At 42.8% G+C, this 13052-nt stretch carries 13 protein-coding genes and 1 pseudogene; 3 read left to right on the top strand and 11 right to left on the bottom strand.

The window, feature by feature from the left end; genetic code table 11:
- Positions 1-23: 23 nt before the first annotated feature.
- Both E0H81_RS10960 and dkgB read right to left on the bottom strand, forming a co-directional pair.
- Positions 24-1202 (bottom strand): MFS transporter, encoded by a 1179-nt coding sequence (locus tag E0H81_RS10960; RefSeq protein ID WP_131318876.1) that lies wholly within the window; start codon positions 1200-1202, stop codon positions 24-26.
- Between the two features lie 9 nt (positions 1203-1211).
- Positions 1212-2015 carry a 2,5-didehydrogluconate reductase DkgB gene (gene dkgB / locus E0H81_RS10955; RefSeq protein ID WP_131318875.1) on the bottom strand — a complete coding sequence of 268 codons (804 nt, stop codon included), beginning with the start codon at positions 2013-2015 and terminating at the stop codon, positions 1212-1214.
- Between the two features lie 116 nt (positions 2016-2131).
- Here dkgB and E0H81_RS10950 point away from each other — a divergent pair, with 116 nt between their 5' ends.
- Positions 2132-3022, top strand: a complete 891-nt coding sequence (locus tag E0H81_RS10950) for a LysR family transcriptional regulator (RefSeq protein ID WP_131318873.1) — start codon at positions 2132-2134, stop codon at positions 3020-3022.
- An 83-nt stretch (positions 3023-3105) separates the two neighbouring features.
- Here the strand turns inward: E0H81_RS10950 and ahr are convergent, their stop codons facing one another.
- The 9 genes from ahr to bamJ (E0H81_RS10905) all read right to left on the bottom strand — a co-directional run bounded on the left by ahr (position 3106) and on the right by bamJ (E0H81_RS10905) (position 9782).
- On the bottom strand, positions 3106-4128 hold the full coding sequence (gene ahr / locus E0H81_RS10945) for an NADPH-dependent aldehyde reductase Ahr (protein ID WP_131318871.1): 1023 nt from the start codon (positions 4126-4128) through the stop codon (positions 3106-3108).
- 31 nt (positions 4129-4159) lie between these two features.
- On the bottom strand, positions 4160-4732 hold the full coding sequence (locus tag E0H81_RS10940; protein ID WP_131318869.1) for a DNA-3-methyladenine glycosylase I: 573 nt from the start codon (positions 4730-4732) through the stop codon (positions 4160-4162).
- A 21-nt stretch (positions 4733-4753) separates the two neighbouring features.
- Positions 4754-4999, bottom strand: a complete 246-nt coding sequence (locus E0H81_RS10935) for a hypothetical protein (protein ID WP_131318867.1) — start codon at positions 4997-4999, stop codon at positions 4754-4756.
- Positions 5000-5016: 17 nt separating this feature from the next.
- Positions 5017-5559, bottom strand: a complete 543-nt coding sequence (locus E0H81_RS10930; protein ID WP_131318865.1) for a M23 family metallopeptidase — start codon at positions 5557-5559, stop codon at positions 5017-5019.
- Positions 5560-5621: 62 nt separating this feature from the next.
- Positions 5622-6656, bottom strand: coding sequence for an A/G-specific adenine glycosylase (mutY, locus tag E0H81_RS10925; RefSeq protein ID WP_131318863.1), 1035 nt, complete (start codon positions 6654-6656; stop codon positions 5622-5624).
- A gap of 121 nt (positions 6657-6777) precedes the next feature.
- Positions 6778-7140: an HIT family protein gene (locus tag E0H81_RS10920; RefSeq protein ID WP_131267609.1), complete on the bottom strand. Its 363-nt coding sequence runs from the start codon at positions 7138-7140 to the stop codon at positions 6778-6780.
- An 86-nt stretch (positions 7141-7226) separates the two neighbouring features.
- Positions 7227-7967 (bottom strand): dienelactone hydrolase family protein, encoded by a 741-nt coding sequence (locus E0H81_RS10915; RefSeq protein WP_131318861.1) that lies wholly within the window; start codon positions 7965-7967, stop codon positions 7227-7229.
- 359 nt (positions 7968-8326) lie between these two features.
- A complete protein-coding gene (gene bamJ, locus E0H81_RS10910; protein WP_131318859.1) occupies positions 8327-9028 on the bottom strand; it encodes a BamJ family beta-barrel-assembly machinery protein in 702 nt (233 codons plus the stop codon).
- A gap of 49 nt (positions 9029-9077) precedes the next feature.
- On the bottom strand, positions 9078-9782 hold the full coding sequence (gene bamJ / locus E0H81_RS10905) for a BamJ family beta-barrel-assembly machinery protein (RefSeq protein ID WP_131267606.1): 705 nt from the start codon (positions 9780-9782) through the stop codon (positions 9078-9080).
- Between the two features lie 531 nt (positions 9783-10313).
- On the opposite strand from bamJ (E0H81_RS10905), the pseudogene E0H81_RS16245 reads away from it, so the two are divergent.
- Together E0H81_RS16245 and E0H81_RS10895 are read left to right on the top strand one after the other, a co-directional pair.
- Positions 10314-10695 (top strand): annotated as a pseudogene (locus E0H81_RS16245) (aminotransferase); the annotation flags it as partial.
- Positions 10696-10754: 59 nt separating this feature from the next.
- Positions 10755-12602: a polysaccharide biosynthesis protein gene (locus E0H81_RS10895; RefSeq protein ID WP_131318922.1), complete on the top strand. Its 1848-nt coding sequence runs from the start codon at positions 10755-10757 to the stop codon at positions 12600-12602.
- Positions 12603-13052: the final 450 nt, after the last annotated feature.

Genomic DNA, 13052 nt, shown 5'->3' with positions numbered 1-13052 from the left:
TTAGACATATTTTGAGATAGATTTTATGAACAGGTCTGATAATCATCCAGCGCTTTGTTCGCTGCAAGTTTCATCTGAATCAGCACCAACACCAATGCAAGTGCACTCAATCCTGCACCTGCAAATGAAACTGCGCTATAGCTCAGTCCCATATTCAACACGCTTGCTCCGGCAATGGCACCCAGAGCATTGCCCAGGTTAAAGGCGCCAATATTCACTGAAGATGCCAAGCCCGGTGCATCATGTGCCACGGACATCACCCGCATTTGCAGTGGCGGAACCACGGCAAAAGCAACTGCACCCCAAATCACCAATGCGAGCGCTGCACCTAGAGCTGTCGTTGCCAAAATAGGGAACAGCAACATCATCACGATCAGTAGCAATAAAAAGCCAATCAGGGTTTTATTTAAAGACAGGTCGGCAAATTTACCGCCCAAATGATTGCCAATTGAAAAACCGATCCCAATCAATACCAGCATCAGGGTGATCAGTTCAGGCGAAGCATGGGTAAAGCTTTTTAAGCTTGGCGCAATATAGGTATATAAGGCGAACATTGCACCTGCACTCATGACCGTGGTTAGTAATGCCAGAACCACAGGCAAACGGCTGAGGACTTTCAGCTCCTGTTTTACATTCGGTTTATGACTAATTTTACCTTCAGGTAAGGCCTTCCATAGAGCAAACATGGTAATTAAGCCAAGGGCAGAAATACCGAGGAAAGACATGCGCCAATCAATATTTTGTCCAATCCAGGTGGCCAGTGGCACGCCGCCAATATTGGCAATGGTCAGTCCCATAAACATCATCGCGACAGCACTAGCCTGTTTGTCTTTCGGCACCACGCTGGCTGCAACGACCGAACCAATCCCGAAAAAAGCACCGTGATTTAAACTGGTAATGATGCGTGCGCCCATTAAGCTTAAATAGCTGGGTGCCAGCATTGCCAGAATATTGCCAAGGGTAAAAATCGCCATCAGTAAAATTAAGGATTTGCGTTTGGAATAGCGACTTAGCCACAAAGTCATCAGCGGTGCACCCAACATCACACCCAAGGCATAGGCACTAACCAGTATGCCGGCACGCGGAATCGAGATCTCCAAGTCCTGCGCAATTTCAGGCAGAAAACCCATCGGTGAAAATTCTGTGGTGCCAATGGCAAAAGCACCGATCGCCAGTGCCAGTAAAGGAAAATTAATTTTCATCAGCTAATTTTAATCCCAAAGCGGTGCAAGTTGTTCGGGATTAATTTCACGTGCATTACGGTCGAGTTTGGCAATGGCCGCCATTTCATCCTTGGTCAGTTGAATCTCTTGCGCAGCTAAATTGGCAATGAGGTGTTCGCGTCTGGTCGAGGATGGAATGACGGCAAAGCCTTGTTGTAAGGCCCAAGCCAAGGCAATTTGCGCACTGGATGCCTGATACTGCGCAGCAATATCTAGCAGGACGGGATCATTCAGCACTTTGCCATAAGCCAGAGTCATATAAGAGGTCACATCAATCTTTTGCGCTTGTAAGAAATCCACCAAGCGATGATTTTGCAAATAGGGGCTGAGCTCGATCTGATTGGTCTCAATATGCTGCAGACCAATGCTATCGATGGCTTGCCGGGTCAGTTCAATATTGAAGTTGGAAATCCCGATATGCTCGGTCAAACCTTGCTGTTTTGCTTCTAATAAAGCGTGCATCACTTCAGCAATAGACACCCCGAGTTTAGGTGCAGGCCAATGAATCAAGCTAAGATTGACGGCGTCAGTCCGCAGTTTTCGCAAACTGTCTTTCAGACTGGGAATTAGTTTTTCTGGTGCATAATTTTCCGTCCAAATTTTAGTGGTGATAAACAGTTCATCTCGATTGAGCTGACTTTCAGCAATCGCTTGTCCGACTTCTGCTTCATTGGCATAAATTTGTGCGGTATCGACAGCACGATAGCCGACTTCAAGGGCGGTCTTGACCGAATCAATGACGGTTTGTCCAGATAAGCGAAAAGTTCCGAGACCAAATTTGGGCACAATCATGGTTGACTCAATATTTAAGTTTTTAAGATGGAAGCTATTTTGATGCTTTTATTGTTGCTAAAAAACCCAGTCATTTGCAAAATATTATTGATTAAAAATCAACAAATGAGCGGCAGATGAAATCGACCATTGAGGAACTCCATGCTTTTGTGACCATTGTGGATAGTGGCTCGATTGTGATGGCAGCTGAGCGTTTAGGCCAAACCACCTCCGGTGTGAGCCGTGCCTTACAACGGCTTGAGAATAAATTGAATGTAACCTTGCTGGAACGCACCACACGCAAGCTGAAATTAACCCAGGAAGGCCAACTGTTTCTGGAAAAAGCCCGTAAAATTTTAAATGACCTGGCTGAAGCGGAGGATGCTTTACTCAAGTCCGATACTGACACTTCGGGACTGATTCGGGTCGACTCTGCCACACCCTTTGTCTTGCATGTAATCGTGCCCTTAATTCAGGAGTTTATGCAGTACTATCCGCATATCGAAATTGAGCTGAGTAATCATGATCAGGTGATTGATTTACTGGAACATAAAACTGATGTTGCGATCCGGTTTGGTGAGCTGCATGATTCCAGCTTACATGCCAAGTTGTTGTGCCGCAGCCGCTTATATATTGTCGCGAGTCCTGCTTACTTGCAACAAAACGGAGTGCCGCAAGCTCCAGAAGATTTATCGCAACATGCTTTACTGGGCTTTAGCCAGCCGACCCATTTAAATACTTGGCCGATTCAGTTCAATGGGGACGACTTTATCGCGCATCCGAAAATAAAAGCATCCAATGGCGAAACGGTACGGCAGCTGGCTATACAGGGCGTAGGGATTACCTGCCTGTCACGCTTTCTGGTGGAAGAAGATTTGCAGGCCGGTCGCCTGAAAGCCTTATTTGAAGATCAAATTCAGCTGCATTATCAAAAAATTCATGCAGTTTACTACCGGCAAGAACATCTGCCGAAACGCGTGCGTTTATTTATCGAGTTTTTGGCAGAAAAGCTAGCCGTGTATTTATAAGTGATTTGATTGTGAAGTCTTCAAAAAAATCTGTCCAAGCATAGTGCTTGGGCAGATTTGAATTCGGCGGGATAAAAGAAAAATTAGAAATCAGCTTTTAACACAATCCGGTAACGGGCTTTGCCGGAATGTAAATGTTCAATCGCTGCATTGAGTTGTGACATCGGGAAAACTTCAATTTGCGGTGCAATATTTTTACGCGCTGCAAACTTGAGCAGTTGACGCAGTGCAGCAGGGGAGCCGGTAGGCGAACCTGTGACCGATTTTGCGCCGCCAATTAGCATGCCGGCTGGAATTTGCATTGGCTCAAGCACCAATCCCAACATATGTATGATACCGTTTGGAGCCAAGGTACTTAAGTAAGCTGGCCAGTCTAACGTGACATTGACGGTGCAAAGTAACAAATCAAATTTACCGCGTTGAGCTTTGAGTGCAGCAGAATCACGGCTATTCACCACATGGTCTGCGCCCATGGCTTTCAGTTCATCACTCTTGTCTAGGTTAGATGTGAAAGCGGTAATTTCACAGCCCCAGGCTTTGAGCAGTTTAATGGCCATATGCCCCAAACCGCCAATCCCAATCACCCCAACATGATGAATGGCTTGAATTTCATGTTTAAGAATCGGATCAAATACGGTAATCCCACCACACAGCAGCGGACCGGCACTTTCTGGATCTAAATCTTCAGGCAGTGGAATGATCCATTGCCAACCGGCACGAACCTTGTCGGAAAAACCACCGGCATGTCCAACGATGGTCGCCGTTTGTCCGCCGGTACACATGACTTGTTGACCTGAAACGCAAGGGTCACAGTGCTGGCAACTTTCTGCTGTCCAGCCGATGCCCACGCGTTGACCCACTTTCAAGCCTTTGGCTTCTGAACCCAGCTGGGTAATGGTGCCAATAATTTCATGCCCAGCAACCACCGGATAAACCGAAGAGCGCCACTCGTTATTGATCACTGAAATATCGGAATGGCATAAACCGCAATATTCAACTTTGACTTCAACCTGATGCGCCTGTAATTCTCCGGCATCAAACTGATAGGGTTCAAGTGCTGCACCCGCCTGCATGGCTGCATAAGCATGGATAATGTTGTCACTCATGGGAGAATCCTTTTATTATCTTGTTGGTGTTTTAAAATGATTTAAAAGAGCAATGATTTTCATGATCATCGACCATACCCACCGCCTGCATAAAGGCATAACAGGTGGTGGGTCCGACGAATTTAAAGCCTTTCTTTTTTAACGCTTTGGAAAGGGCAATACTAATTTCGGTTTGGGCAGGTGCCTGACGATAATCTGCAACATCATTATGTAGCGTTTGATCTGCAACAAAATTCCATAACCAGTCGCTGACATTGCTCTGTTGTGGCTTTAATTCTTGGGTTAAATTTTGCCAGGCAATGGCATTGTCACGAATGGCTTTTAGCTTGCCGATATGCCGAATCAATCCGGCATCCTGGAGTTTATCTTGCAGATCAGCATCACTGAATTGCGCGATCTCGGCAATAGTATGTTGAAAGAAATGTCGACGATAGCTGTCACGTTTTTTTAGCACCGTAATCCAGGATAAACCCGCTTGCTGTCCTTCCAGACACAGCATTTCAAATAAATGCGCTTCATCATGACTGGCTTTGCCCCATTCATCATCATGATAAGCGATATAAACAGGATCATTCGAGCACCAATCACAGCGTTGCATCGACATTTTTGCTGCTCCTGAAACGGCTTAAAGCTTGAATTCAGCCCATTGATCGTGTTGATTATCCCAGTAGTACAGTTCTGCCTGGGGCAAGTCGGTGAATTGAATCCACTTGTCTTGTCCGGTTTTTTCAGCAAAACCGGTGCTGATCAAAAGCGCGTCTTCGGTGATTTCCATCACCCAGCCTTGATGGCTTTGCCCAGCCAAAACAATTTTTTGTTGATTGCCTGATTCAGCAAATTCGACCAAACGATTGATCAGCGCTTCTGACATGAATAGTTCCTAAAAAATTAACGTAAATAAGGGTAGGGATTCACCACACCACGACCTTTACCCTCGAGGTAAATTCCATAGTGCAAATGCGGTGCCGTGTGGCGGGCATTGCCGGTGTTGCCCACATAACCAATCAGCTGGCCTTTTTTGACATAATCGCCGACATTTAAGCCGCGTTTATGATCATCCAGATGGGCATAGTAATGCCAGCTTCCGCCAGGTCCCATAATCCAAACCACTTTACCACCCAAATTGTTATTGCGTAAGTCAGCAATTAAACCTTCTGTGGCACTCAGCACTTTTGTTCCACGTGGAGCCATGATGTCAATGCCTTCGTGGGTGCGTCCGTTACTGCGTGAAGCTGCCCAAGTATCGCGCAACTGTTTGGCTTTTATATTTTGTACCGGAATAGGCAATGAAGATTTCAATTGCATACTTTTCAGTTTTTGTACCTGAGCAGGCGGCAGTGGTATGGTTGAGGTTTTTTTTGGACTTGAGGTACATGCAGCAATCCATAGCACGCTAAAACCCAGTAATAAGGCATAAATAAAACGAAGCACTGTTCATCCTTTTTTCATTCTGATTTATGTGAAAATTATAAGAGTTACAGTGCCTGACTATGTCATAAATTTATGGCAGAGATCAATTTTTTCATCGCAGTGGGAATGCCCATTTCGCTGGCAATGGGTGTAGCTAACCAAGTACCGCCTAATTCAATGGCAAGATGTTCTTGTTGATCTGCATCAGACTCAAAGCAGATGGCTTCAAGTTGCCAGGTAAAATGGGTAAAGCTATGCGTGATTTCAGCGCGTTGGATGACTTTTTTAAGTCCCAATGTCTGGCACAGATTTTCAAATTCCGCTGGATTTTCAATAATTGGCAGGCACCATAAGCCGCCCCATAAGCCGCTATTCGGACGTTGTTGCCATAACCATTGACCCTTCGATTGAATCACCAGAACCTGTGCAGATTTGACCGGCACAGCTTTTTTCGGTTTTTTAAACGGCAGTTCAGTTTCTAAACCTTGTTGATGGGCTTTGCAGTGCGGCTGCATCGGGCAATATAAACACAGCGGTTTTTTCGGGGTACATACGGTTGCACCTAAGTCCATAATCGCCTGGGTATAGTCATGATTACGCTCAACAGGGCAGAGCTGTTCTGCCAGTTGCCACATCGCACGTTCATGAACCGGTTTGGACAGATCATCTTCAATGGCAAAAAAACGTGCCAATACCCGTTTGACATTGCCATCCATAATCACGCCGTACTGACGCAGACCCAATGACATCAATGCCCCTGCAGTAGATGGGCCGATTCCCGGAAGCTCAATCCATTGTTCTAATGTGGCTGGAAAATGCTCCTGACGTGCCACAATCCCGGCAGCTTTATGTAAATTCCGTGCGCGCGCATAGTAACCCAGCCCAGCCCAATAGGGGGCAACATCATCCCAACTGGCCAGTCCTAAATCTTGAACCGTGGGAAAGCGTGCGATAAAGCGATCAAAATATTGCAGCACGGTTTTGACTTGGGTTTGCTGTAACATAATTTCAGACACCCAGACTTTATATGGATCATCTGCTATTTGCCACGGCAAGTCATGACGACCGTGGACATCGAACCAGGAAAGAAGGGCATCGGAAAAAGAAAACTGTGACATGCGAACCGCGTAGTGGGAATAGATGAATAGTATAACGAAAACTGTGCAGCATTGCGGTCGTGAGCAGACATAAAAAATGATGCCGCAGCATCATTTTTTAAAAGCGGGTGATCCAGTTTTTTTATTTACCGGTCATGCCCCAGCGCTCATCCAGTTTTAAGGTTTGACCTTCATAACGCGGGATAATATGAATGTGCAAATGTTCAGATGCTTCACCAAACACAGTGCCATCATTGAAACCAATATGAAAGCCAGAAGGATGGTGGCGCAGCTGTAGCTCATTACGTGCAAGCTCAAGTAAAGACATTAAGCTTTTACGTTCTTTGTCGGTGACATCGAAAAAAGAGCTGACATGGCGTAGAGGAATAATGACAGAATGACCTTTGGATAATGCATTCGGCTCAGGCAAAATCACACCAAAGTCATTTTTATCAATGATGTCATATTCATCAAAGTTGCAATATGGGCAGTTGTTTTCAGTCATTATTCTATCCTCTTTAAAAATGCAATTTTTAAAATATCCAGCTCAGTGGATGGGTCAAGATGGCAGAGCCATATTTAGCTTGGTTGCTATTCACCCAGTCGCTTGTCTAATAATTCGTACATGGCAGATAGGCCTTGTTGTTCTGCGGCTGCGTTATAGCCAAGATCAACACCATTGGCTTTGGCGCGTTCGTCTGCAAGCGGGTTGCTAAAGCCATGTTTGGCATCTTCAAAGATGATGACTTCATGCTCGACTTGAGCTGCATGCATTTCTTCTTTAAAGCGTGCAACATCATCTAAACTGACCATGCTGTCGAGTTCCCCGTGAAGAACTAAAATTTCAGCTTTTACTTTTCCGGGCTGAGCAGGGGCTTTCGGGGTCAATGTGCCATGGAACGTGACCACCGCTTGTAAAGGGGCAGCGGAACGTGCCAGATCAAGCACAACCTTGCCACCATAACAGAAGCCTACAGCAGCCAGTTTATCTGCATTTACTTCTTCTTGCGCTGCTAATGTCGCTAAACCCGCAGACGCACGAGTCACAATTGTTTCAGCGTCATCAAAGGTTTGCATCATCCATTCACTGGCTTGAGGCACTGTCGTGGTGACTTTTTTATCACCATACATATCAATGGCAAGCGCCGCATAGCCGTGTTCAGCAAGTTCACGTGCACGCTGTTCAGTGTATTCATTTCGTCCCCACCACTCAGGTGCTACAATCACGCCCGCGACAGGTGTTTCTGATTCAGGTGCTGCAAAGTATCCAATCAAATGAGTTCCGTCGGGCGCAGTGTACTGAATTTCGCGAGTTTTGATGCTTAGAGCCATTGATTCAATCCTTGTTATTAGTAAAGAAAATGTATTGATTAAAATATAGAAATAAAACATCTTTGATGATTGTACAAGATCGATTTATTTTGACTGCATACTATTATCAATAAATTGAAACATGCTATTAAATAAGACGATTTAAAAATATAAGAAATTAATAAATATAAGTTTTTATTATATTGTGCTGGTTAAGCAGGGGATGTACATCACTTAAAAAAACAAGAAATGCACTTATTATTGAAAGCCGACATTTAAAACAGATGGATTAAATCATCAAAAAATAGCGAGTAGTGAATAAGCATGATTTTTGCTCATATTGATCTACCCGCTATTTTTTAAGATGCATTAAATATAAGTTATTTAGATGACTTAGGTAGGACTTCTATAAGTTCTACATCGAAAATTAAAATGCTATTCGGTTCGATCACATCACCAGAGCCAATTTGACCATAGCCAAGTTGTGCTGGAATAAAAAAGCGATACTGAGCACCTTCTTTCATCAATTGTAAGCCTTCGGTCCAGCCTTGAATCACTTGACTGACCTGAAATTCAGCCGGCTGATTTCGGGCAATTGAACTGTCAAACACCGTACCGTCTATTAAACGGCCTTCATAATTGACTTTGACTACGGAATTAGCTTTGGGTGATTTTCCAGTGCCTTGTTTTAATATTTGATATTGCAAACCCGATTTGGTGGTCTGTACACCGTCTTTTTGAGCATTGGCTTTTAAAAATTCTGTTCCGATTTTGGCGTTGGCATCTGCCTTTTGTTTTAGTTCAATAAGCTGTTTTGCATCACTAAGCTTTTTATGCTGGGTTAGGACGCGCGCCATTTCTTCATCGCTAAGAGCAGGTTTACCACCTTGAGCCGCGGTCTTTAATCCAAGCATGAAAGCATCCAGGTCCAAATCTTTTACAGATTCAGCATTGCTACGCCCCATTAAATAGCCAAAGCTGTAGCCGACCTGTTCATTTAAACTGCTGGTATTGGTCACGGGTTTTGCAAAGCTAGCCGTGGTAAAAAGGCAAAAACAAAGCAATGTTATAGGTGTTTTCATTCTCTTATCCCAAGATAAATAAGGAGAGCAAAAGCTCTCCTTGAATTTTTTATTTTACTTTGATGAGTTCAACATCAAAAATCAGGGTGCTGTTAGCAGGAATCATTCCCGGCACACCTTGTTCACCGTAGCCTAATTGAGAAGGGATATAAAGCGTCGCTTTACCGCCTTCTTTCATCAATTGCAGACCTTCAGTCCAACCCGGAATGACTTGATTCAATGGGAATTCAATCGGTTCACCACGTTCAATTGAGCTATCAAATACTTTACCATCAACCAGTTGGCCTTTGTAATGTACAGTCACCATAGAGTTGGCAGCAGGTTGTTTACCTGTACCTTCCTTGATGATTTTATACTGCAAACCTGAAGCGGTAGTTTTTACACCCGGTTTTTTTGCATTTTCAGTCAAGAAAGAATCGCTGGCTGTTTGAACTTGTTGTGCTTGCTGAACTTGCTTCTGTTGCATTTCCTTCTGGAATTGCTCATAGGCTTGTTGAAGTTCCTGTTCTGTATAAGCAGGCTTATTTCGAGCATGGCCTTCGCGTACACCGGTAACAAAGCTGTTGATATTTAATTCAGGTGGTGTTTGATGTGCAACTTCGTAACCTAACGCGTAACTGATTTTTTCAACAGCAGATGCATTCTTTGATGCTTTTGATGTCGCAGTAGCGGGGTTTTGAGTAGCATAATAAACAGGTACAAGTGCAGCACCGCCTAAAAGAACAGCGACAGCGATGGGTAAGGCTTTACTCATAGGTTTTCCCAAATTCATTTTATATTCAAAAGTTGCATTAATTTTAGCAGACTTTTCTATCCAACACGTTTCGCGGAAGCGCTATTGTACAGAAATCCAATATATTCTTATCAAGTTGGTTATTCTATAACAGACTGAATATATAAAACATTTTTAATACAATTAAATATCAATTTATTTTTTGTTGACGGATGTATTTTTATAGTTCAACTCATTTTGAATGAATAAGCTGAGTAAAGGAAAAACCAAATTTACCAGTGAAATACTATTGATGCTATAGATTTAACCTTAATAAATAGTTGTAATTGAAGTGTTCTCATTTTTCAGCATTGAATCCTGTAAGGTCTAATGCTATATAAATGTTTAATAGTTGATCACTTTCATAAAGTTCTAAATAACAAGAGAGTTGATTTCATAATTTTTTGATTGACTTGTGTGAATGGTTCTTCTGCTACCTCATGATGATTTATCATTGAAAGCCGAATATAATTTTTTGGTCAAATTAATAACTTCGAGAAGATGTTTTTTCCAAAACACAATGCCAATATGACACGTATCCCAAGCAGTGTTCGAAAACAGTCTACATTCGTCGCAAAACCATTAAGCGGTTATGTATATGCAGCTTATAAATACTATATGCAAATGAATATTGATACTTTACCTGAAGGCTGGCCATGCGATCGCATCATGGCTGAAATTAATGCTTTGGGCGTACCATATTTTAGTGGTTCATGTTCAGAAGTGTATTTAGAAAAAAGCTTTTGATGATGCACTATGGCGCCCTGCACAGCGTTTAAAAAATGCCAAGCAGCTTGGCGAAACAAATTTGATGTTTGTCGTGCATTCAACCTTGTCTGAGCAGAGCCTGCAAAAAATAGTGAGTGCAATTCGGACGGTGATCAGCCAAATTTAAAAGTCAGCATGGCCTATAATCTACGTCATGATTTTCCTATTTCATCCGTTGAGCCTTTTGTGAAAGACATTATTCGATCTATAGCATCCTTACCGCGTCGCCAAAAACAGCTGGTTTTGGTGTTGATGGATCTTTGTGTCTTACCGCTGATGATGTGGCTGGCTTATGCCATTCGTTTGGCACGACCGAATGTCGAAGTCATGGCTGGTCTAGAAGCTTGGTATGTGTATGTAAGTATTTTTGGTGTTCTGATTTTTGCCTTGCTTGGTATTTATAGCGCGATTGTTCGTTCATTTAATGAAGATTATTTACTTCGTATTTCCATAGGGATATTTGTTCAGATTGTGGCTTTATATGTGATTAAAAAGCTCGATTTAGCATTTATTCCGATGAGCATTCCGCTCATGTATGGCTTCATGCTGTTTTCTTATATGTGGTGGAGTCGTGCTGTTATTCGCTATGCAACAATTAAAACTTTTGCTAAAAAGCAAACCCTTAAACGTGTAGCAATTTATGGTGCAGGACTAGCTGGGCAACAAATTGCAGCGGCTTTAAACCGTTCCGATGATTATTTACCGGTGTGTTTTATCGATGATAAAAAATCACTGCAAGGTCAATCCTTAAGTGGTTTGAAAATTTACTCACCTAAACGTGCTGCTACAAAATTCGGAAAGTTTGCGATTGCAGAAGTTTTGTTGGCAATGCCGTCGGTTGGTCGTGCACGTAAAAAAGAGATTATTGAATCTTTTGATTCTGCTGACGTGAAAATTATGGAACTGCCAGGGGTAACCCAGCTGGTCGATGGTCAGGTGCAAATTTCGGATATTCATGAAGTGGATATCATCGACTTACTCGGCCGTGATCCTGTTCCACCTAAACCTGAGCTGCTCGAGAAAAATATTAAAGATAAAGTCGTGATGGTGACAGGAGCTGGGGGCTCGATTGGTTCCGAGCTTTGCCGTCAAATTGTGAAATATCAGCCCAAGATGCTGGTACTGTTTGAAATGTCCGAATTTGCACTATATTCCATTGATCGTGAATTGCAGACTTCCGGCATTCGAGTGATTCCCGTTTTAGGATCAGTGACCAATCAAACAAAACTTGAGCGCATCATTGCACAATACAAAGTACAAACTATTTATCACGCAGCAGCTTATAAGCATGTGCCTCTAGTTGAAGCGAACCCATTTGAAGGGATTTACAATACCTCGATTGGTACCGCACGTAGTGTGGATGCGGCGGTGAATCAAGGGGTGGAAACTTTTGTTTTAATTTCTACTGATAAAGCGGTACGTCCCACCAATGTCATGGGTGCATCAAAACGGATGGCAGAGCTCTATTGCCAAGGATTAGCGGCAACTCAGCCAAAAACTCAGATCAGTATTGTCCGTTTTGGTAATGTCTTGGGTTCCTCAGGTTCTGTAGTGCCGTTGTTTAAAAAGCAGATTGCTCAAGGTGGTCCTGTGACGGTGACGCATCCTGAAGTGACCCGTTATTTTATGACGATTCCTGAAGCCGCACAGCTCGTGATTCAAGCAGGTGCGATGGGTACGGGTGGTGATGTGTTCCTGCTGGATATGGGCGAGCCAGTGAAGATTGTAGATTTGGCCAAACAAATGATTCGTTTAAGTGGATTTAAACCGATTGATGATAAAGGTAATGGGGATATCGAAATTCAGTTTACTGGATTGCGTCCAGGTGAAAAGCTGTATGAAGAGCTTTTGATTGACCAAGAGAATGTTGAAAAGACAGGTCATGAGCGGATTTTAAAATCATTTGAAGAATATTCTGAATATTCTGAAATTTATAAAGTCTTTAATAGTCTCGGTGAAAGTGTTGATCATAGTAATTTTAATCAGTTAACAGATATATTAAAAAAATATGTTGATGGATATAGAGCTTGTTGATCTTAATAGAATTCGCATACAAGCGTATCATTTCTGCTATTAAAAATAGAATTTATCTTGTAAAACAAATATTTTCGACCTATAGCATAGATACTCATATCATGAAATGTATCGTATTCATATTGAGAATCTTTCAGCAATGCGTCTAACTTAATGCTTCAAACAGTGCTTGCAAAGGCCGAGTCCTAAGCGCTAGCTAGCCTGTATAGATGCACTGGAAGCACAGTACTCAGTTGTACCCAAAACCAGTTGTAATTGCTGAAAAGCATCTATTAGATAAAGGTTGATCACGACAGTGTAAGACCAATCACTAAGCATAAATGTGTTCTGCAGGGAGTTTTCTTTTTCTGATAGACGCTTCCAGTTCGTTTTAAACAGTTCTTTATCCATCCAAGCTTAATGAAATGAGATAAAGAAGGCATAATGTAATGTTAAATTTAGATTGTGAGA

Origin of the sequence: Acinetobacter terrestris (assembly GCF_004331155.1) — a bacterium.
Taxonomy (GTDB): Bacteria; Pseudomonadota; Gammaproteobacteria; order Pseudomonadales; family Moraxellaceae; genus Acinetobacter; species Acinetobacter terrestris.
This window is presented reverse-complemented; position numbering and strand designations above follow the sequence as displayed.